The 21,735-nt window shown below is 67.7% G+C and carries 14 protein-coding genes; 4 read left to right on the forward strand and 10 right to left on the reverse strand.

All coding sequences use genetic code 11. The annotated features are described in order from the left end of the window. Window positions 1-148 precede the first annotated feature (148 nt). Window positions 149-490, forward strand: a complete 342-nt coding sequence (locus B843_RS10520) for a PaaI family thioesterase (protein ID WP_081751654.1) — start codon at window positions 149-151, stop codon at window positions 488-490. 71 nt (window positions 491-561) lie between these two features. On the opposite strand, the gene B843_RS10525 is transcribed toward B843_RS10520, so the two are convergent. The 9 genes from B843_RS10525 to paaA all read right to left on the reverse strand — a co-directional run bounded on the left by B843_RS10525 (window position 562) and on the right by paaA (window position 8,067). Then, the gene (locus B843_RS10525; protein WP_025253462.1) at window positions 562-1,410 is read right to left on the reverse strand and encodes a 3-hydroxyacyl-CoA dehydrogenase family protein; all 849 of its coding nucleotides are present in this window, start codon (window positions 1,408-1,410) and stop codon (window positions 562-564) included. After that, window positions 1,411-2,184 (reverse strand): enoyl-CoA hydratase/isomerase family protein, encoded by a 774-nt coding sequence (locus B843_RS10530; RefSeq protein WP_025253463.1) that lies wholly within the window; start codon window positions 2,182-2,184, stop codon window positions 1,411-1,413. Further along, window positions 2,177-3,373 carry a thiolase family protein gene (locus B843_RS10535; protein WP_025253464.1) on the reverse strand — a complete coding sequence of 399 codons (1,197 nt, stop codon included), beginning with the start codon at window positions 3,371-3,373 and terminating at the stop codon, window positions 2,177-2,179. The genes B843_RS10530 and B843_RS10535 overlap by 8 nt, the downstream gene beginning before the upstream one ends. A gap of 40 nt (window positions 3,374-3,413) precedes the next feature. Further along, entirely contained in the window at window positions 3,414-4,187 is a 774-nt protein-coding gene (locus B843_RS10540) for an enoyl-CoA hydratase/isomerase family protein (RefSeq protein ID WP_025253465.1), read from the reverse strand. Window positions 4,188-4,213: 26 nt separating this feature from the next. Further along, window positions 4,214-5,374, reverse strand: a complete 1,161-nt coding sequence (gene paaE / locus B843_RS10545; protein ID WP_025253466.1) for a 1,2-phenylacetyl-CoA epoxidase subunit PaaE — start codon at window positions 5,372-5,374, stop codon at window positions 4,214-4,216. Further along, complete coding sequence (paaD, locus tag B843_RS10550; protein ID WP_034651581.1) at window positions 5,374-5,877, reverse strand: 1,2-phenylacetyl-CoA epoxidase subunit PaaD; 504 nt, start codon at window positions 5,875-5,877, stop codon at window positions 5,374-5,376. Before paaD ends, paaE begins: the two co-directional genes overlap by 1 nt. A 5-nt stretch (window positions 5,878-5,882) precedes the next feature. After that, on the reverse strand, window positions 5,883-6,704 hold the full coding sequence (gene paaC, locus B843_RS10555) for a 1,2-phenylacetyl-CoA epoxidase subunit PaaC (protein ID WP_025253468.1): 822 nt from the start codon (window positions 6,702-6,704) through the stop codon (window positions 5,883-5,885). After that, a complete protein-coding gene (paaB, locus tag B843_RS10560) occupies window positions 6,701-6,988 on the reverse strand; it encodes a 1,2-phenylacetyl-CoA epoxidase subunit PaaB (RefSeq protein ID WP_025253469.1) in 288 nt (95 codons plus the stop codon). The genes paaC and paaB overlap by 4 nt, the downstream gene beginning before the upstream one ends. Before the next feature lie 113 nt (window positions 6,989-7,101). After that, window positions 7,102-8,067, reverse strand: coding sequence for a 1,2-phenylacetyl-CoA epoxidase subunit PaaA (gene paaA / locus B843_RS10565; RefSeq protein ID WP_025253470.1), 966 nt, complete (start codon window positions 8,065-8,067; stop codon window positions 7,102-7,104). 305 nt (window positions 8,068-8,372) lie between these two features. Here paaA and B843_RS10570 point away from each other — a divergent pair, with 305 nt between their 5' ends. The 3 genes from B843_RS10570 to B843_RS10580 all read left to right on the forward strand — a co-directional run bounded on the left by B843_RS10570 (window position 8,373) and on the right by B843_RS10580 (window position 12,391). Next, entirely contained in the window at window positions 8,373-9,041 is a 669-nt protein-coding gene (locus B843_RS10570; protein WP_025253471.1) for a TetR/AcrR family transcriptional regulator, read from the forward strand. 486 nt (window positions 9,042-9,527) lie between these two features. Further along, entirely contained in the window at window positions 9,528-10,841 is a 1,314-nt protein-coding gene (locus B843_RS10575) for an AMP-binding protein (protein ID WP_025253472.1), read from the forward strand. Between the two features lie 239 nt (window positions 10,842-11,080). Beyond that, window positions 11,081-12,391 carry an MFS transporter gene (locus B843_RS10580; protein WP_038595474.1) on the forward strand — a complete coding sequence of 437 codons (1,311 nt, stop codon included), beginning with the start codon at window positions 11,081-11,083 and terminating at the stop codon, window positions 12,389-12,391. A gap of 105 nt (window positions 12,392-12,496) precedes the next feature. On the opposite strand, the gene B843_RS10585 is transcribed toward B843_RS10580, so the two are convergent. Beyond that, entirely contained in the window at window positions 12,497-21,547 is a 9,051-nt protein-coding gene (locus B843_RS10585) for a type I polyketide synthase (protein WP_025253474.1), read from the reverse strand. Window positions 21,548-21,735: the final 188 nt, after the last annotated feature.

The following is a 21,735-nucleotide window of genomic DNA, read 5'->3' on the forward strand; positions in this document are numbered from 1 at the left end:
CCTTTCTGTGCGTGTCACGCCGTAGATTTCATGACACTAATTTAACGAACGGTCGGTCAGTTATTTGCTAGAGTATAGCGTAGATCACATTTTGAGAGAGGAGTTTCCTGTGACCTGGAAGATCGTGCTGGGCGAGCTGGACAAAAAGATGGGCGTCCAGATCGTCAAAGAATCAGTAGAAAAGGTGGTGGCGACGATGCCGGTGGAGGGCAACCGCCAGTCGTTCGGGCTGCTCCACGGCGGGGCGCTGGCCGCCCTCGGCGAGGCCGTCGGCAGCTGGGCCGCGGTGATTCACGCCTCCACCCTGGGCAAGAAGGCCGTGGGGGTGGACATCAACGCCACCCACCACCAGTCCTCTTCCGAGGGGCTTATCACCGCCACCGCCACGCCGATCCGGCTGGGTAAGCGGATCACGAGCCACGAGGTGCTCATTACCAACGAGCAGGGCGACAGGCTCTGCACGGTGCGCATCACCAACGCGATCGTATAGCGGCGTGGCGGTTATGGGCTCGCCTCCTTAGCTAATAGAGGAGGCGGGCCCTTTCGTTTGTTGCTTACCTGCTACTTCTCGCTGTAGTCGTAGAAGCCCTTGCCCGACTTGCGGCCGAGCTCGCCCCGGGCCACCATGTCGCGCATGAGCTGCGGCGGTGCAAACCGCTCCCCCAGCGTCGACTCGAGGTACTCGGCGATGCCGAGCCGGACGTCGAGGCCGACGATGTCGGTGAGCTCGAGCGGCCCGATCGGGAACTTGTAGCCCAGGACCATCGCGTTGTCGATGTCGCGCGGCGAGGCCACGCCTTCTTCCACCATGCGGATGGCTTCCAGCGCTATGACCACGCCGAGCCGCGAGGACGCGAATCCGGGCGAGTCCTTGACCACGATCGGGGTCTTGCCGAGCGCCTCGACCCATGCCTTTGCCTTGTCGACGAGCTGGGAGTCGGTGCGCTCAGACCAGACGATCTCCACCAGCTTCGAGGCCGGCACCGGGTTGAAGAAGTGCAGGCCGAGAACCCGCTCCGGGCGGGAGAAGCTGCTCGCAAGGTCGGTGATCGACAGCGACGAGGTGTTGGTCGCGAGGATGGCTCCCGGGGCCACCTCCGCGATCTTGCGGAAGGTCTCTTCCTTCAGAGAGAAGATCTCCGGCACGGCCTCGATGACAAGCTCCAGCCCAGCGAGCGCCTCGACGGAGTCGCTGGTCTCCAGCCGGTCGTACCAGTCCTGCTTGTCACCCGTCGCTCCGCGCTCGAAGGACTTGTCGATGTCGCGCTCGATGCGGGCGCGCGCGCCGTCTGGGTCGAAATCCACGCAAATAACGCGGGCGCCGGTGCTGAGGAACCCGTGCGCGATACCAGCCCCCATGCGGCCGCCGCCCATAACTCCGATCGTGGCGGGTACTGCGGTAGTCGCCATTTACTTCTCCTCCGTTGATTTCTTCTTGTTCTTTCGGTCAAGGAACTTCTGCATGCGGTCGAACTTCGCCTCCGACTCGAAGCAGATCGCCTGGCCAATGTTGTCCACCAGCGGGTGGGCGTCGCGCGGCATGTCGAAGACCATCTTGCTCAGCCGCACCGCCAGCGGATCCTGACTGCCGATGCGGTCGGCCAGCTCGTGGGCGGCTGCCAGCGCGTCCTCGGCGATGCTGTTGACGTAGCCGGAGCGCTCCGCTTCCTCGGCACCAAGGATGCGCCCAGCGAAGAGGATCTCCTTGGCCAGCGGCTCGCCGACGATCTCCTTCAGCCGCCACAGGGCCCCGGCCGCGGCCATGATGCCGAGCCCGGTCTCGGGCTGGCCGACCTTGATGTCGGGCGCGCCGATGCGGAAGTCGGCGGCGAGCGCGAGCTCCGAGCCCCCGCCGAGCGCGTAGCCGTCGAGCGCCGCAATGACCGGCATGGGAAGATTCGCGATGCGGCTGAAGATGCCCGAGTTCACCCCGCGCAGCGCGTCGTCGCGGCGGCGCTCACGCAGCTGGGCGATGTCCGCGCCGGAGGCGAAGATGCCGTCCCTGCCCGCGATGATGAGCACCTTTGGCTCGCGCTCGAGCACCGCGCACACGGCGTGGAGCTCGGTGACCATCTGCTCGTCGATGGCGTTTTTCACCTCGGGGCGGTTAAGGAGGACCTCGACCCGATCCCCACGCTCAGTGACCTGAAGCGCCTCGAATGCGAGGCCGTCGAAGCTAGACACGCTCCACCGCCAAAGCCGCGCCCTGGCCGACGCCGATGCACATGGTGGCCACGCCGCGGGTCACCCCCTCCTGCTCGAGGCGGTTGAGCAGGGTGATGGTGATCCGCGATCCGGACGATCCCAGCGGGTGGCCGAGCGCGATGGCCCCGCCCCAGCGGTTGACCTTGTCCGGGTCGAGTCCCAGCTGGTCCATGCAGGCCAGCGACTGGCTGGCGAAGGCCTCGTTGAGCTCGACCGCCTCGACATCGTCGATCTCCCAGCCGGCTTTTTCGAGCGCCTTCTTCGTCGCGGGCACGGGGCCGAGCCCCATGACCTCGGGCGCGAGCCCGGCGGTGCCGGATGCGACGACCCGCGCCCTAGGCTTTAGGCCAAACTTCTTGATCGCCTTCTCACTTGCGACGATGATCGCGGATGCGCCGTCGTTAAGCGAAGAAGCGTTGCCAGCGGTGACGACGCTGCCGCCGGCGACCACGGGACGCAGCCGCGCAAGGCCCTCCATGGTGGTCTCGCGCGGACCCTCGTCGGTGTCGACGATGGTGACGCGGCCCTTGCGGTCTTTCACCTCGACCGGGACGATCTCGGAGGCGAAGCGGCCCTCGGCGATCGCCTGCGCGGCACGTGCTTGGGAGGCGACGGCGAACTGGTCGGCGCGCTCGCGAGAGATGCCACAGACGCGGGCGACCTCCTCGGCGGTCTCCGGCATGGAAAAGGTGGTCTTCTCCTGCGCCTTGAAGATCGGGTTGACGAACCGCCAGCCGATCGAGGTGTCAAAGACCTCGCCCGGCTTGGCGAACGCGGTGGCGGGCTTCTCCATCACCCACGGCGCGCGCGACATCGACTCGACGCCGCCCGCGACGACGAGGTCAGCCTCGCCGCTTTTCACCATCGCCGTAGCCAGCGCGATCGCCGACATGCCGGAGGCACACAGTCGGTTGACCGTGATGCCCGGAACCGAGTCCGGGTAGCCGGCTAGGAGCCAGGCCATGCGCGCGACGTTGCGGTTTTCCTCGCCCGCGCCGTTGGCGTTGCCGAGGATGACCTCGTCCACGGCCACAGGGTCGATGCCCGCGTCTTCTACCACGGCCTTGACGACGAGCGCCGCGAGGTCGTCGGGGCGCACGCTGGACAGCGCGCCGCCATAGCGGCCCACGGGGGTGCGCTTTCCGGAGACCAGATACGCTTCGGTCATTGAGTTGTCCCTCCTTTGGAAGTTATGAGTTTTCTTGTTCCTAGTTCGTGCCGGTGAACACCGGGCGGCGCTTTTCCTGGAAGGCAGCGAAGCCCTCCGCGTAGTCGGCGGTGGTGCACAGCCCACCCTGCTCGCGGTTTTCCTGGTCGATCGACTCCCACAGGCCTGGGCGCTCGCCGCGCAGGCTGGCGATGAGCCGCTTCGAGGCCAGGAACGCGAGGGTCGCACCGCACGCGGCCTTGGCCGCCTGCGCGCGGGTGAACTCGTCGAGCTCCTCGGCCGGGATGGCCCGGCTAAACAGTCCCTCGGAGACGGCCTGTGCGCCGCTGATGAGCTCGCCGGTGACGATCAGGTCCATCGCGCGGTGGGCGCCGAGGCGCTCGAAGAAGAGGGCATGCCCGCCGGAATCCAGCGTGGCGCCGAGGTTCGCGAACGGCGAGCCGATCTTGGCGTTCTCTGCGACGTAGACCACGTCGGCAGAGTTGGCCAGGCCCAGGCCGACGCCGAGGCAGGCGCCTTGGACGACGGCGAAGGTGGGCGCCGGGAACTCGGCGATCTTCTTTAGCACCGGGGTGACCTTCTCGCTGAGGAAGCCGAGCGCGTCGTCGGTGGCGGGATCGACGCCCGCGATGTCGCGGCCAGCGCAAAAGGCGCGGCCCTCGCCGCGGAGGACGAGCGCGCGCACGCCCTGGGCCGCGGCCTCGTCGAGCGCGCCAGCGAGGTCGGCGAGCGCCTGCTCGTTGACAGCGTTGAGCGCGCCGGGGTTGTTGAGCGTGACGACGGCTACGTCGTTATCAATGGATAGTTCGATCACGGGAATTTACTCCTGGGTCGCAGGTACTAGGCGTCGAAGTCGACGCTGATGTGCGAGGACTTGGGTCGGGTCTGGCAGGTGAGCACGTATCCCTGCTCGACTTCCTCCGGCTCCAGCGCGTAGTTCTCGTCCATCTCGAACTCGCCCTCGGTAACCTTGGCGCGGCAGGTGCCGCACACGCCGCCGGCGCAGGCGTAGGGGACGTCCGGGCGCGAGCGCAGCGCCGCGTTGAGGATCGTCTCGTGCGCGGAGACTGGGGACTGGATGGAGCCAGACAGGCCGTCCAGGTGGAAGGAGATCTCGTAGACCTCGTCGCCCGGGTCCACCACGATCAGGCGACCGGTGTTGTTCTCCGGCTTCTCGCCGGTGGTGAACAGCTCGTAGCGGACCTGCGAGGGGTCGACGCCGCGCTCGGAGAGGGTATCGCGGCACAGCTGCACGAGGTCGAAGGGGCCGCAGAGGAACCACTCGTCGACGTTGCTGGCGTTGAGCACCTTGTCGAGCAGGGTCTGGAGCTTCTCCTGGTCGATGCGCCCGGTGAACAGCGGGTTGATGCGGTTCTCGCGGGAGAGGACGTGGTGGGCGGCAAACCGGTTCGGGTAGCGGTCCTTGAGGTCGCCCAGCTCCTCGGCGAACATGACGTCGCTGGCGCCCTTGTTGGCGTAGACCAACTCGAGGGTGTTGTCCTCGCTGGCAGCCAGGAAGGACTGCGCGATCGCCATGATCGGGGTGATGCCCGAGCCAGCGGCGAAGGCGACGATGTGCTTGTAGCCCTGGGCCGCGACCTCCTCCGGGTTGTTCAGTCCGGTGACGTGCACCTTGGAGGTGAACGCGCCCTGCGGGTTCATCACGTCGATGACGTCGCCAACCTTGAGCTCCTCGTTCGCCCAGGTGGAGAAGAGCCCGCCGAAGGTCTTCTTGATCGCGACTCGGATGACGCCGGGGCGCGGGACGTCACAGATCGAGTAGGAGCGGCGCACCTCCTGGCCGTCGATGGTGGCGCGCAAGGCCACGTACTGGCCGGGGATGTAGTCGTAGTCCTCCACCAGGTCCGCCGGGACCTCGAAGGTCACCTCCACCGAGTCGTCGGTGAGGTTGCGAAGCTCCGAGACGGCGAGCGAGTTGAAGGATACCCGCTTCTTGGTGGGGGCCTCGGGGGCGTCTTTTACTGCAACTGCGTCAGTCATTAGTGCACCTTAAAGTAGTCGAAAGGCTCGAGACAGTCCTTGCAGCTGTACAAAGCCTTGCAGGAAGTTGAACCAAAGTGGCTGAGTTTGTGGGTGTTGAAGGATCCGCAACGAGGGCACTTGATGGCAAGCGACAAGGTAACAATCCCCTGCTTCTGCGGGCGCTCCTGCGGCGGGGCGATGCCGTACTCCTCGAGCTGCGCCTTGCCCTCGGGGGTCATCCAGTCGGTGGTCCAGGCTGGCTCAAGCACCGTGTTGATGACGGGGGTCGGGTAGCCCGCCTCCTTCACTGCGGCGACGATGTCCGCCGCGATGTGCCCCATGGCGGGGCAGCCAGAGTAGGTCGGGGTGATCGTCACGATGGGCGTGTCGGCGTCGAACGCCACCTTCCGCAGGATCCCCAGGTCCGCGATGGAGATGACGGGGATCTCGGGATCCGGCACGGTGGCCGCAACGTCCCACAGGCGCGCCTCTTTCTCGTCGGCAGGTCGGAAGGGATGCATCGCGATCACCACGTGGCGCCGGGGTGCCGGCGGGCCAGCACCTGCATCTCGGTGAGGATGTAGCCGCGGTGTTCGCTAAAGCACCCGGTGCGCTGGCCGCTGCGGGCCTGCTTGGTCTCCGGGACCTTGAGCCCGGCGCGCTCGATGATGTGAGTGAGCTGGGCAAGGCAGGTCTCGCGCAAGGTTGACGGCTTCACGGCCGCCGGATCCTCGTGCAGCTCCAGATCCTCGAAGAGCTCATTCATGTAGGCCCACATGAAGTCGAGGCCCGCCTGCATACGCCGGTTGGACTCCTCGGTGCCCAAGCCCAGGCGCAGGAGCCACTGGCTGGCGTGGTCGACGTGGTACTCGACCTCCTTGAGCGCCTTGGCCGCGACCGCGCGGAGGGTCTCGTCGGAGGAGTCGAGCATCGCGGTGTAGAGGCCGTGCTGGTAGTAGCTGAAGATGAGCTGGCGGGCGATGGTCTGACCGAAATCGCCGTTGTCCTGCTCGACGATGCGCGCGCTGAGGAACTCCTCCTCGTCGCGGAAGTAGGCCAGGTCGTCCTCGGTCTTGCCCCAGGCGGTGCCAGCGTAGGAGTAGAAGAAGCGCGCATGCCCCACGAGGTCGAGGGCGATGTTGGTCAGCGCGATGTCCTCCTCCATCTCGGGTGCGCGGGAGACCCACTGGCCGAGGCGCTGAGCCAGGATGAGCGCGTCGTCGGCAAGCGAAAGAGCGTAACGCGCTACGGCCTCGCTGGCGACAACGGACGCGTTCTGCACGTCCTCCGGGGTGATCGCGTTGCCCTGCGACTGCTTGGTCGCGGAGTCGGTGGTCGTGATGCTCACAGGTGCTTCACTCCCTCGCTCTTGGTGTAGTAGGTGGCGTGGCGGTAGGCCTTGCCCTGGGCCGACTCGAAGAAGCCGCCCTTGGAGTCCGGGTCGGAGGCGGTGATGGCGTCGGACTCGACGACCCACACCGACGAGCCCTCGTTGCGGCGAGTGTAGAGGTCACGCGCGTTACGCAGGGCCATCGTGGCGTCGGGCGCGTGCAGGGATCCGGCGTGGACGTGGGACAGGCCGCGGGAGGAGCGAACGAATGCTTCCCACAGTGGCCACTGGTTGTCGGTCATTTTTCTTCCTTTTCTGGTCTGTGCGCGGCGCTTCTTGCATGGTCGCGGCGCTTTGTGCCGTGCTTATCGACGGCCATGGCTTTAAACCGCGGAATAGTGGAGGCGAAAGCGTTTTAGGCGCTGATGAGGTTCGGGTCGATGCGCTCGCACTTCTCGGCGTAGGCGGCGGCCGCCTCGCGGACCCACGCACCCTCCTCGAAGGCCTGGCGGCGGCGCTGCATGCGCTGGACGTTGCAGGGGCCCTCGCCGGCGATGACGGACTTGAACTCATCCCAGTCCAACTCGCCGTAGTCGTAGTGGCCGCGCCCCTCGTTCCACTTGAGGTCGGGATCCTCGAAGTGCAGGCCGAGCGCCTCCGCCTGCGGGACGATCATGTCCACGAAGCGCTGGCGTAGCTCGTCATTGGTGAAGCGCTTGATGTTCCAGGCCATCGACTGCTGGGAGTTCGGGGAGTCCGCGTCCGGCGGGCCAAACATCTGCAGGGCCGGGCCGTAAAAGCGGTTGATGGCCTCCTGCGCCATCTGCTTCTGCGCCGGGGTGCCGTGGGAGAGCTCGTAGAGGATCTCCCATCCCTGGCGCTGGTGGAAGGACTCTTCCTTGCAGATGCGCACCATGGATCGGGCGTACGGGCCATAAGAGGCGCGGCACAGCGGGACTTGGTTGGCAATGGCGGCGCCGTCGACCAGCCAGCCGATGGCCCCGATGTCCGCCCAGGTGCGCGCCGGGTAGTTGAAGATGGAGGAGTACTTGGCGCGGCCGACCAAGAGCTGGTCGACGAGCTCGTCGCGGCTGGTGCCAAGGGTCTCGGCGGCCGAGTAGAGGTAGAGGCCGTGGCCCGCCTCGTCCTGGACCTTGGCCATGAGGATGGCCTTGCGCTTGAGCGAGGGCGCGCGGGTGATCCAGTTGGCCTCGGGCTGCATGCCGATGATCTCGGAGTGCGCGTGCTGGGAGACCTGGCGGGTCAGCGTCTTGCGGTAGCCCGCGGGCATCCAGTCGCTGGGCTCGATGCGGGAATCCTCCGCGATGATCTTGTCGAAGTACTGCTGTCCTTGGACATCGTCGACGGGAAGCGAACTCATGAAAGCTCCTAAGTGGTTGTGGACGTCGTGCATTCCCTCGGATCATCCGCGGGACGGGGCGTGGCGTTCGCAGGCGCCTTCGCCGTGGGGCCTTTTCCTTTGTGGGCCGTGACGTGTGCCAGAGCCCGATTTACTTACCGACTGTTCGGTCAGTTTATCGTGTGATCTAGAACTCGTCAACAGAATCTGTGACCCGCACCTCAAAAACTCCCCCCGCGGCGCGGTGATGCGCCAGCTGGTGGCGTGCTTCACCATTAGGCTAAAGTCACGTTTCAGCTCCCCCTTATGGCAGCGAAAGGAACCGCATGACCCCTCCCACCGGAAGAACCACCCACCGGGGCCGCCCCGGATACTCTCGCGACGAGGTCATCTCTACCGCGGTAGAGGTCTTCATCGACCACGGTTACGACGCAACCTCGATGGGGCTCCTGGCCCAAAAGCTGGGCATCAGCAAATCCGCCATCTACCACCACATCACCACGAAGGAAGAGCTTCTCGAGGAGGCCATCAACCGGGCCCTCAACGCCCTCGAGCAGGTCATCGACCAGTCCGGGGAAGGCCTCGATGAAGCCAAAGAGCCCGCCATTACCCAGCTTCGCCGGCTGGTGCGCGGCACGACGGTGACGCTATGTTCCGAAACCCCCTACGTCGCGCTCCTACTACGCCTGCGCGGGAACTCCCCGGTAGAGCTCGCCGCCATGCAGCGGCGACGCGAGTTCACCAACTTCCTCATTGAGGTGGTCATCGCCGCCCAGAAGGAGGGAACCGTCCGCGACGACCTAGCACCCCAGGTCCTGGGCCGCCTCCTATTCGGCTCCATCAACTCGCTCACCGAGTGGTACCGTCCGAGCGGCCCGCTCACCCCCGAGGAGCTGGCCACGACAATCGAGGCCATCGCCTTCGAGGGGATCCGCTCACTAGCCCCCACCCACGAATCGGGTCGCGGCGGCGACCCGTCCCCCGCAGCCGTGTAAACATTGCGAAGCGCAAATCCTTGGGGGTAGCGGTTTCCTGAATGATAATTCCGGCCGCAACCTCGGATTACCGGATGCGAATTCATTCACAGATCCCCCCGCAAAATCACGTTAAGGCCGCAATGGTGTGCTGGGTCACAAATCATTGCTATTCTTGTCCGAACAGTAACTGACCGATCGTTCGGTTGCTGTTCGGAAATCGCTCCTCACCGCGCAGGCACCGCCTTCTCGCGCGATGACCACGGCGCGTTTCCGGTCCAGTTTTGCCTCACTCACCTTCCAGAAGGCTTGCTTCCTTTTCCTCCGACTTACTGACTCGCAATCTCCCGGAAGAGCACACAGTAGCACTGGAATATCTCATTAAAAGAGCCGCAATCGACGCGGTCGATCCCTCATCGGATCGGCTAGGCACCCGCCGCCACACCCACGGCGGCGCGAGCCAGACCAGGCCGCGTCTCACGCAACCTCAAGGAGTAAGCCACGCCCATGAACTCTCGTTTCGACATCGTTTCTCATCACCACGGCCCCGAGACTGGAATCGAGTTTGCCTCGCGCGATGAGATCACCGCGCTGCAGACCGCGCGCATGAAGAACACCCTTCGCCATGCGTACGTCAACGTGCCCCACTACCGCCGCGTCTTCGACGACATGGGCGTCCACCCCGACGATTTCAAGGAGCTCGCCGACATCGCGAAGTTCCCCTTCACGGAGAAGAAGGACCTTCGTGCGGAGTACCCGTTCGGCATGTTCGCGGTCAATCACCAACACCTCGCCCGCATCCACGCCTCCTCCGGCACAACCGGGCTTCCCACCGTGGTCGGCTACACCCGCTGCGACATCGAAACCTGGGCCGACCTTGTCGCCCGCTCGCTGCGCGCTGGCGGCATCCGAGCGGGCGACAAGGTGCAGGTGACCTTTGGATACGGGCTGTTCACGGGCGGTTTGGGCGCCCACTATGGCGTCGAGAAGCTCGGTGCAACGGCCATTCCCACCTCTGGTGGCATGACGGAGCGCCAGGTTCAGATCATCCGGGACTTCAAGCCGGACGCGATCCTAGGCACGCCCTCGTACATGCTCACCCTCGTCGACCGCATGCGCCGCGAGGGCATGGACCCCCGCGACACCAGCATCCGCATCGGCATCTTCGGCGCCGAGCCGTGGACCGAGGGCATGCGCCGCGAGCTGGAGACCAGCCTCGGCATCGACGCGACCGACATCTACGGACTGTCGGAGATCATGGGTCCGGGCGTGGCGCAGGAGTGCGTCGAGACCAAGGACGGTCTCACCATCTGGGAGGACCACTTCTATCCCGAGATCGTCGACCCGGAGACGATGCAGCCGGTTCCGGACGGCGAGTACGGGGAGCTGGTCATCACCCCGCTCACCAAGGAGGCCTTCCCGGTCATCCGCTACCGCACTCACGACATGACCCGCCTGTTGCCGGGTACAGCCCGCTCCATGCGCCGCATCGAGCGAATCCATAACCGCAACGACGACATGATCATCCTGCGCGGCGTGAACTGCTTCCCGAGCCAGTTCGAGGAGCTCATCCTCGAGGACACCACCCTGCGCCCGCGCTTCCAGTGCGTGCTGGACCGCAAGGGTCGCATGGATGCGCTCACCCTCAAGGTCGAGGCCGCCCACGGCACCAGCTCCTCTCAGCGCGCCGACGCCCAGGCGAACCTCGTCAAGCAGATCAAGAACCGCATCGGCATCTCCGTCGGTGTCGAGGTCCTCGACGCGGTCGACTGCGGCGAGGGCAAGGCCAAGCGCCTCGTCGACAACCGCCCGCGCGACTAGCTCGCGCACGAGGGGTCCCCCTTAGCTTTACCAGCAAGCGGGACCCTTTCGTCTCTACCCCAAGGAATACGGCGACCATCCCCTCCACAGCGTTCGCCGGGTCTACCTCACGGTTTGTGCTTCCCGCTTCGCTCTTTTTCAGGCCGGGAAACGACCGTGAACTCGCGCGACGGGCCTCGCTCAAGCCAGCGTCGGCCCGTCGCGCCCCAACGAAACATCTGTAGCCAAAGGAGCCACTTGTGTCTGTACAAGTACAACAACCGACCCCTTTGACTCGAGAGCACCGACGCGTTCTCGCTGGGTCAATGGTAGGAACCACCATCGAGTGGTTTGACTTTTTCATCTACGCCCAAGCCGCGGGCCTCATCTTCGCGGCGCAATACTTCAACCCCGCCAACAACGAGAGCCCCGCGCTCGCCCAGGTCGTTGCGTGGGCCTCGCTGGGCATCAGCTTCCTGTTCCGCCCGCTCGGCGCCATCGCCGCTGGTCACCTGGGCGATAAGTTCGGGCGCAAGAAGGTCCTCGTCCTCACGCTGTTCGGCATGGGCGGCGCCACCGTGTGCATGGGCCTTCTGCCCACCTACGAGCAGATCGGGCTTGCCGCCCCGATCTTCCTGGTCCTCCTCCGCGTGATCCAGGGCTTCTCTGCTGGCGGCGAGTGGGGCGGCGCGGCGTTGCTGTCCGTCGAGCACGCCCCCACCCACCGCCGTGGTTACTTCGGTGCTTACCCGCAGGTGGGCGTCCCAGCCGGCATGCTGCTGGCCACCATCTTCATCCTCATCTTGACCTCGGTGCTGACCCCCGAGCAGTTCGACGCCTGGGGCTGGCGCATTCCGTTCGTCTCCAGCATCATCATGATCGGCATCGGCATGTACATCCGCCGCCTCGTCGAGGAGTCCCCGGTCTTCTCCGAGCTCCAGGAGCTGAAGAAGGAGTCCTCCGCCCCGCTGAGCGTCCTGTTCAAGAACTATACCGGCCTAGTCATCAAGGCCGCCCTCATCTTCGCGGGTATCAACGCCGCGGGCTACCTGGCCATCGCCTTCTTCTCCTCCTACGGCGCGAAGGTCTTGGGCATGCCGCGCTCACAAGTGCTGGCGATCACCGCGCTCGGCGCCATCTCGTGGATCATCGGCACCCTCTACTTCGGTGGGTTCTCCGACCGCTTCGGTCGCGTGCGCACCTTCGTGTGGGGCTACATCGGCATGATCGCCTGGGCGATTCCCACCTGGATGCTCATCGACACCGCCAACTTCTGGCTGTTTAGCATCTCCGTCATCGTCCTCGGCCTGCTCATGGGCGCCACCTATGGCCCCCAGGCCGCCCTCTACGCGGAGATGTTCCCTGCCAAAATCCGCCTGTCCGGTGTCTCCATCGGATACGCCATCGGATCGGTCTTGGGAGGCGCCTTCGCACCGATGATCGCGCAGATGCTGCTGAACAAGACCGGCAACTCGCTCTCGATCGGCCTCTACATCGCGGTGATGTCGCTCATCTCGCTGCTCGCGGTCATGCGCGTCGACCCCCGCATACAGGGTTCCACTCTGCACTAGCATTTCGCTTGCCGACGCGTCACCGCGCCCGGCCTAGCTTCTAGACACGCCAAAGCCCGGCTCCCCTCGCCATTTCTGGTTGGGGGAGCCGGGCTTTAGTGCGCGCTAGCTCTTACTTGCCGGGTGCAGCACGCCGTCGACGAGGCGGGCGTTCTCGTCGAGCAGCACCGCTGCCTCGCGCTCCTTGGCGGCGTTGCCGGTGGCGCCGAGGTTGCGGTCGACCGGGCGCTCGAACAGCGCGGCACCGCCGTGCATTCCCTCGAGGATGCGATGCAGACCCGCGGCCTCACGAGCCTCGGCGCGCTCGCGCCAGGCCGCAAGTGCTTCCTCGCCGTTCTCCTTGGCGACGGCCTCGGCGAAGGCTGCCGGGTGAACCACGGCGACCAGAGCGGAGACGTGGCCGAAGCCTAGCGAGGTGACCAGGCCAGCCTTCGGGGCCTTGGCCGACAGGTCCAGCGGCTCGCGCAGCCACACGAGGTGCTCGTGCTTGGCCAGCACCGGATCCACGCAGTCGAGGCTGCGGTTGGCCGGGACCTGGCCGGAGCGCAGGACCTGCGTGAGGCCGATCATCTGGAAGGCCGCGGCGCCGCCCTTGGCGTGGCCGGTCAGCGTCTTCTGGGAGATGACGTACAGCGGGTTGCCGTCCGCGCGGCCGATCGCGTGAGCGATGCGCTCGTGCAGGTCGGACTCGTTCGGGTCGTTGGCGTTGGTGGAGGTGTCGTGCTTGGAGATGATCGCGATGTCATCCGCGCTCACGCCCACCTTCGCCAGCTGCTTGGCCAGGCGAGACTTCACGCCGCCGCGGGCAGCACCCAGGGCACCCAGGCCAGGGGCCGGGATGGAGGTGTGCGCGCCGTCGGCGAAGGACTCGGCGAAGCCGACCACGCCGAGGACCGGCAGGCCCATCTCGGCGGCGAAGGACGCGCGGGACAGCAGGACGGTGCCGCCACCGGCGGACTCAACGAAGCCGCCGCGGCGACGGTCGTTGGCGCGCGAGAAGTAGCGATCCTCGATGCCCTTGGCGGTCATCTCGTTGGAGTCAGCGGTCGCGGCCATGTCGCCGAAGCCGGTGATGCCCTCGATCGACAGGTCGTCGTAGCCGCCGGCGACCACGAAGTCGGACTTGCCCAGCTTGATCTTGTCCACGCCCTCCTCGACGGAGACCGCGGCGGTCGCACAGGCGGCGACCGGGTGGATCATCTGGCCGTAGCCACCGACGTAGGACTGCATGACGTGCGCTGCCATGACGTTCGGCAGGGCCTCCTGCAGGATGTCGTTGGCGCGCGGCTCGCCGAGCATGCCGTCGATGTACAGCGAGCGCATGGACTCCATGCCGCCCAGGCCGGTGCCCTGGGTGGAGGACACGCGGGACGGGTGCATGGCGGCCAGGAGCTCGGCGGGGCTGAAGCCGGAGGACAGGAACGCGTCCACGGTGCAGACGATGTTCCACAGCGCAACGCGGTCCAGGTTGTCGCACATGTCGGCCGGGATGCCGTAGACCGACGGGTCGAAGCCCTCCGGGATCTGGCCGCCGACGAAGCGGCTCATCGCCATGCGGCGCGGCACGCGGACGGCGGAACCGGCCTTGCGGGTGACGATCCACTCGTCATTCTCCTCGTCGAAGAAGGCGGTGGTCAGCTCCGGCTCGGACTCGACGAAGGTCTTCGCTGCCTCCTTGGAGGAGACGTTGAAGGACAGGTCCTGGTCGAGGTAGATGGTGGTCAGCTCCGGCGCCAGGTTGTCGACCATGCCGAAGTCGTCGTGGTAGCGGCGCACGCCGACGCGGCCGAGAACCTCGTCGTGGAAGCGCTCGTAGATGTCTTCCTCGGCGACTGCCTCGTCGTCTGCGTCGTACCAGCCCGGCTTCGGGTCATTATCCCAGTGGATGAGCCCCATCGTCCAGGCCAGCTCGGCCACGCCTGCGGCCGAAAGGTCGCCGGTGAGCTCGGCGTCGAAGCGGGTGCGCGCGCTGCCCCACGGGCCCAGCTCGCCTGCGCCGACGATGACGACCATGTCGTCGAGGTCCTGAGAGACCTGGCCCGAGAAGTCCGGGGTGGTCTCCACGAACGGGCGGTACGGGGTCGGCAGCGCCTTGACGGTTGCTGGGGCCTCGAGGTCCTCGGGGCCTGCCGCGTCGCGCTCGGCGTTGCGGGCGAGCTCGGCGAGGTTGATGTCGTTCTCGCCCAGACCGCCGGTGAAGTCGGCGACGACCGGCGCCGTGGCGGCCGCCTCGCGGACCTCAGGGGCGATCTGCTTGACCAGGTTGGCCGCCATCTCCTCGGTGGAGAAGGTGGTCACGCCCGCGGCCTCGACGGCCGCGACCAGCGGATCGTTGCCGCCCATGAGGCCGGTGCCGCGCACCCAGCCGATGAGCACGTGTGCCAGCGAGGTGTTCGGCTTCCAGCTGTTCTCCGCGTTCCAGCGGTTGACCAGGGCGTCGAGGGAGGCCTTGGCCTCGCCGTAGGCGCCGTCGCCGCCGAAGCGGCCGCGGTTCGGGGAGCCCGGGAGCACCACGTGCAGGCGCTGGCCGACGTGGGTGTCGGTGCCGATCGCGGAAAGGCCAGCGATGAGGCGCTCGACGCTCCACAGCAGCAGGCGCATCTGCATCTCGGTCTGCGGGCCGACCTCCTGCAGGGAACCGGACACGCGCGGAGCGGCGAACGGGAACAGCAAGGTCGGCTTCATGGCGGGCTTGAGCAGCTTGGACGCGCCGTTGACGGTCGTGGTCTGCTCGTTGCCGATCCACTCGATCACGGAGTCGAGGTCCGCGAAGGAGGAGAGGTTGGCCGGGACGACCCACAGCGCTGCGGCGCCGCGAGCGGACTTGCGGTAGAGGCGCTTGTAGTACTCGAGGCGGGAGTGCGAGAGCGAGGAGGTGGTGGCCACCACGGTCGCGCCACCTGCCAGCAGCTTGGCCAGGACGGCGGCCGCGATCGAGTTCGGGGAGGCGCCGGTGACCACGGCGATGTCCCCGGCGTACTCGAGCGCCGCGGTCTCGCGCGCCTGGGCGGCGAGCTCGCCAAGGCCTAGGTACTCGGCCTGGCGTGCGACGGCCTCGCCGGTGCCGGTGACGTCGATGTCGGCGGCGTCGATCTCGCCGAGAGCCACGCGGGTGAGGTCCTCACGCGCGGAGGCCCAGCGGTCGTCGATCTGGACGGCCTTGTCTGCGTCGAAGCCCGGGGCGACCTGGCGCGGCCAGTCGGAGCCCAGCTCGCGGGAGACGAGCTCGAACAGGGCCGCGTCGGCGTCGGCGTCGTCGAGGGCGGCGGTGTTCGCCGGCTCGTCGAGGCCCAGGTTGGACAGGATGGTGCGGGCGGTGGCCGCCAGCACACCTTCCTTGCCGGTCACGGCCTCAAGCGCTGCGGAGTCAACCACTGCCCCACCGGCCGCGGCGCCGCCGCCCGGCATGGACACCGCCACACCGCGCTTGGCCGCCACGGCCTGCACGGCCGCGTCGATGAGCGAGTCGAGGTCGGAGGCGCTGGACGGTGCGGCCGGGGCAAGCGTTGCCAGGTCACCGCCGCGCAGGGAGGCACCCTCGCGGGCGCCGATGACGACCTCGGCGACCACGTGGTCGGCCCAACCCTGGCCGAGCTCCCAGGTGCCGGTGACGCGCTCTGCGATGTAGGCGGGGCGCTTGCCGGTCGGGCCGGTGATGCGGCGCAGGGCATCGGCGGCAGCATCCGACAGGACCGGGCCGAAGGCCGAGTAGCCCTTGGCCATGCGGGTGACGGTGGCCTTGAGGTCGTTGAGCTCCGCGTCGGCGGCGCCGTCGATGGCACCCAGGCCGAACTCGACGCCCAGGTCCAGCAGCAGCTGGTTACGGCGCGAGGACACGCCCTCGACGAGGGCCTCGATGGAGTCGGAGGCGCCCATCTGGTCCGGGCGGACCTTGGTCCACAGGGCGATGAGCATCTCGGTGGCATCGCCCGGGGTGAAGGCGATGTCGTCCGGGCGCGGGCCGCCGGTGGCGACGGGCGCCGGGGCTGCCTCGACCGGGACCGGGGCGGACGCGGTGGCCACGTTCTCCGGCGCGGCCGCGGCCTCCTCGACCGGAGCCTCGGCGACCTCGCGGACGAACTCGTCGGAAGCGAAGACGACGGCGCGCTCGCGCTCGACGTTGAGGATCTCGATGGAGCGGCCAGCGTACTGCGGCATGACCGCGGTCTGGGCCATCATGTTCGCCAGGGTCGGGGCGGAGCCCACGCCGACCTCGACGAAGCGCTCGGCACCCAGGCCGCCCTGGTCCTCGCTGCGCAGCAGGAGGTCCTGGGTCTCAATCCAGCGGACCGGGGAGGCGAACTGCCAGGCCAGGAGCTCAACCAAAAGGGTGCGGCCCAGCTTGACCGGGTTGGCGGCGTGCTCGGCGAAGTTGTCCACGATGTCGCGGACGATCGGGGCGTCGACGACCTCGAGGATGGAGCGCGCGAAGTCCTCGGTCAGCTCGAACGGGCGGGCGACCAGGTTCGGGATGTAGCGGCCCACCAGGGTATCCAGGTCGATGTCGGCCGGGATGAGGGAGTCGAGGTGCTCGCGGAAGGCGTCCACGCCGCCGAGCAGGTGGCTGGAGTGGAACGGCACGTCGATGCCCGGGATCTGGATGAAGGCGCGCATGCCCGGAGCCTTGGACTCGGCGTCGGCGGCCAGCGCCTTGAGGCCCTTGGTGGTGCCGGCGACGGCGTACTGCTTGCCGGCCAGGTTGTAGTTAACGATCTCGAGGAACTCGCCGGACTGCTTGGCGACCTCGGCGACGTAGTCGAAGACGTTGTCGGCCGTGAGCCCCATCTTGTGCGGGCGCAGCGCGGCCAGGCCGTAGTTGGAGTTGCCCTCGGCGTCGCGCTCGACCAGGCGGTGCATGGTCAGGCCGCGGCGGTAGACGATCTCCACGACGTTCTCGAGCGAGAGCACGGCTGCGTACGCGGCCAGGGCGTTGTACTCGCCGACGGAGTGGCCGGCGAACCAGGCGCGCTGGTTGAGCGCGTGGGCCTCGCGCATCTCGGCGATCTGGGCCACGCCCAGGGTCGCCATGGCGACCTGGGTGAACTGGGTGAGGAACAGCACGCCCTTCGGGTGGTGGAAGCGCTCGCCTTCGACCACGACCTCCTGCGGGTTGTTCTGCACGATCTCGAGGACCGAGAAGCCCAGCTTGGTGCGGGTGTGGCGGTCGGCGCGGTCCCACACGTCGCGGGCGGCCGCGGAGCGGGTGCGCGCGTCCATGCCCATGCCCTGGGACTGGATGCCCTGGCCGGGGAAGGCGTAGAAGGTGGTCGGCGCGGCCATGACGGCGGTGGCGGTGAGCACCAGCTGGCCGTCGACGGTCGCGGTGACCTCGCGGACCTCGCCGTGGCCCGGGCGGGTGTCGATGCCGGAGCGCTCGACGATGAACTCGACGTCCTGGCCCGGCAGGACCGGGGCCAGCATCGTCGCGGTGTACTCGACCACGCGGTTGGCCGCGGTGTTCACGGTCTCGTCGGAGTAGGCGCCAGCGGCGATGAGCTCGGCGACGGCGGAGGTCCACATGCCGTGGACGATGACGCCGTCCGGCAGGCCAGCCAGCTTGGCGGCGGTGTCGGAGACGTGGATCGGGTTGCGGTCGCCGGAGACGATCGCGAACGGCTTCATGGAGGTCGGAGCGGTCACGGTGGCCTGCGCGCGGAAGGAGCGCGGGGCGTCGACGTGGGTCGGCAGCGCGGAGGTGTTGGTGCGCGCGGTGGCGTCGCCGCGGCGGCCGCGGATGGCCATGCGCTCGGACAGCTTGGCCAGCGGCTTGCCGTCGGCGTTCAGCTCGGCGCGGATGACCACGATGCGGCCGATCTCGGTGTCGGCGACCTCCTCGGCGCGGGCGGCCACGTCAATGCGGGTCCCCTCGGCGAGCGCGAGGTCGAGCTCGGTGAGCATGGTGATGTGGTGCTCGAGGTGGACGAGGGAGAGCATGCCCTCGACGACGGAGTCGGACTCGGTGCCCGGGATGACGGCGGACTTGACGGCGGCGAAGATGGCCGGCCACGCCTTGCCCACGAGCACGTCGGGGGCGGTGCCCGCCGGCGCGATGGTGGATGGCAGGTAGCCCGCGGTGACGTTGGTGTAGTCGGCGACCTGCTCGGCGGAGATGGTGGTGGACCAGGTGACCTGGCCATCGGCGATCTCGCCCAGGGTGCCGCCCGCCGCGACGCGGGTGAGCTCGCCCATGGCGGCCTCGGCGTCGGCCTGGGTGACCTCCGGGACGGCGCCGTGCGGGGCGTCGGCCGGGAGGGTGATGCGGATGTTGAGGTCGGTGGTGGTGCCGAAGGCGGTGGAGCCCGCCAGCGGGACGGTGAGCACGGCGTGCTCGGCGTCCTCCTCGCGCAGGGTGGAGCCGGTGGCGGAGTGGGCGGCGGAGGCGCCGTCCTCGGCGACGGTCCAGGCGCCCTTGTTGCCCAAGCGGTCGATGAGCGACAGGCTGTTGCGGCCAGCCCAGTAGGTGCCAGCGGCATCGAGCACACGGGAGACGACGCCGCGCTGCTGCTCGGCCGGGGTCTCACCGGCGGCGGTAAGGCGGTCGATGGTGGCCTGGTTGAAGCGGTCGAACAGCTCGGCGACCGGCTCGTTGGCCTTGGTGATTCCGGCGACGGCGGAGATGCCCGGGATGATGGCGACCTGGTCGGCGTCGTAACGCTCGTCGTGGGACTGCCACAGCGAGTCGGAACGCCACCAGCGGCGCACGTCCTTGTCGATGACCGGCACGAAGTTCACCGGCTTGCCCGGGGTGCGGGCAAGGCCCAGGAACCAGGCGCGGTCGGCCGGGTGGAGCGCCACCTTGGCGTCGTAAAGCGAAGAAAGCTTCTCGACGGCTGCGCTGGGGTCCTCGTCGGCGGAAAGCGTGACCTGCGGGGTGAATTCGCCGTGATCCTGGTCGATGAGGCGGGCCTCGGCGCGCTCGAGCATAGAGACGAAGCGCTTGTACCAGCTGATGTCCGTCCAGGCGCCCTTGTAAGGGCCGGACAGCTCGAGGTAGCGGTTGAGCCACTCGAGGTAGGTCATGCCCTCGAGGTCGCCGAAGTAGGGCTTGGCGGTCTTGGAGATGGCCTCGATGATCTCCTCGCGGCGCGCGGCCACGGCCTCGGCGTCGCCCGCGACCTCGTCGAGGAGGCGGCCTGCCTTGGCGAAGGAGTTGTCGATCTCGTGGATGTCCGCGCCCAGCTGGGAGCGGCCGGAAGCCATGCCACCGGCGGCGTTGCCGGCGCCGACCCAGCCCTCGATGCCCTTGGTCTCGACCAGCAGCTGCTTGACGGACTCGGAGGTGGTGGCCTCCTTGGTAGCCATGGCGGCGGTACCGATGAGGATGCCGTCGACCGGCATGTTCGGCAGCTCGTAGGCGTTGGCCCAGGTACCGGTGAGGTAGTCGGCCGCGCGCTCCGGGGTGCCGATGCCGCCGCCGACGCAGAGCACGACGTTGCCCTGGGCGCGGATCATGGCGTAGGTGGCAATGAGCAGCTCGTCCAGGTCCTCCCAGGAGTGGTGGCCACCGGCCTTGCCGCCCTCGAGGTGCATGATGATCGGGGTCTCGGGGACCTCCTTGGCGATCGCCAGCACGGCGCGGACCTGCTTGACCGCGCCCGGCTTGAAGGCGATCCACGGGAAGCCGCCAGCGCGCAACTCCTCGACGAGTGCGACAGCCTCGTCCTTCTCCGGGATGCCCGCGGTGATGACGATGCCGTCGATCGGGGCGCCGTTGGAGCGGGCCTTGGGCACGAGGCGCTTGCCGCCGATCTGCATCTTCCACAGGTACGGATCGAGGAACATGGAGTTGAACTGGGCGTTGACACCCGGCTTGAGCTGGGACTTCAGCTGCTCGAGGTGCTCCTCGAGGATCTCCGGGGTGACCTGGCCGCCACCGGCCAGCTCGGCCCAGTGGCCGGCGTTGGCGGCCGCGGCGACGATGGCCGGGTCGACGGTGGTCGGGGTCATGCCGGCCAGCAGCATCGGGCTGCGGCCGGTGAGCTCGGTGAACTTGGTGGCAACGCGCACGGTGCCGTTCTCGCGGACGAGCTTCGGCGCGAAGGAGTCGTAGGACTCGGGCAGGACGGGGGCCTCGCCCGCGTCGAAGAGGGCGGCCTGTCCGGCGTCGGTGGAGACGGCCAGGGGGACGGCGCCGCGGCCCGCGATGAGCGGCTCGGTCAGCGAGACCACGCCGGTATCGGGGCCGACGTCGAGCAGCCACTTGGCACCGGACTCGAGCGCGGAGGCGACGTCGCCCGGCCAGTTGGTCTCGGTGACCATGACGTCCTGGGCGTTGGCGCGCGCGAGGTCGGCGTCGAGGCCGACGGTCTTCGCCCACTCCACGACCTGCTCGACGCCAGCCTGCATGGCCGGGTGGTGGAAGCCGACCTGGACCGGGAGCGGGTTGACGACCGGCGCGAACGCCTTGCCGCCGCGCTCCTTGTTCTCGATGGCCTTGGCGTCCTTGGCTGCCAGCTTGCCCAGCAGCTGGATGACCTTCTGGTTGTCGTCCGGGCGGCCGACGAGCACGTAGCCGGTGCGGCCGTTGCGCAGGCCGACGACCGGGCGCACGTCGGCGTCGACGTCCGCGCAGGCCTTGGCGATGGCCTGCTCCAGCTGCTCGCGGGTGATCCCGTCGATGGAGATCATCGGCATGGCCTCGCCCTGGGCGACGAGCCCGGTCTGGCGGGCGCGGCGGGTGATGGCGGCGCCGATGAGCTGCGCCACGGCGAGCACCTCGGCGGCGCGGGTGAGGTCCTTGAGCGCGGTGACACCCAGGCAGCCCTGGGAGTGGCCGATGGCGGTGGCAGCGGACTCGAGGTCGAGGCCCTGGGACTCGAGCTGGTCGAGGACGGCCAGCTGGGAGACGAGGATGCCCGGCACGCTCACGGCCGCCTGGGTCGTGTCGATCCGGGCGTCCTCTGCGTTGGCCCAGGCCATCGGGTCGAAGCCGAAGGGGCGGGTGCCCGCCAGCTCGTCAGCGACGGGGGCGAGAAGGCTCGCGGCCTGTTCGACGATCGGGGTCACGGTGCGTGCCGCCCCGCGGGCGGTCGCCGTGCGCAGGGTCTTCAGCCAATCAAAGCCCTGTCCCGCGAAGACGAGGGCGAAAGGCTCTTCGCCGAAAGAAGCGACGAGGCGGTCTGTGCCACGCGCAGCCTGCATGCTGTGTTCGGTCACCGGAAAATACTCCTGTTTGACTTGTTCGTTGTCGTGTTGACGTTCTTGCCGTGTGGGTGGCGAACCAAAAAGGCTTTGGTCCCTCCCGCATTCGCGCGTCCCTGCCCGCGGCGGGCAAGGTGCGTCGATGCCACGGCACGCACACGCGTGCCACGACACCCAAAAAGTTTTGCCCACCTAATATGCCA

Origin of the sequence: Corynebacterium vitaeruminis DSM 20294, from assembly GCF_000550805.1 — a bacterium.
GTDB classification, from domain to species: domain Bacteria; phylum Actinomycetota; class Actinomycetes; order Mycobacteriales; family Mycobacteriaceae; genus Corynebacterium; species Corynebacterium vitaeruminis.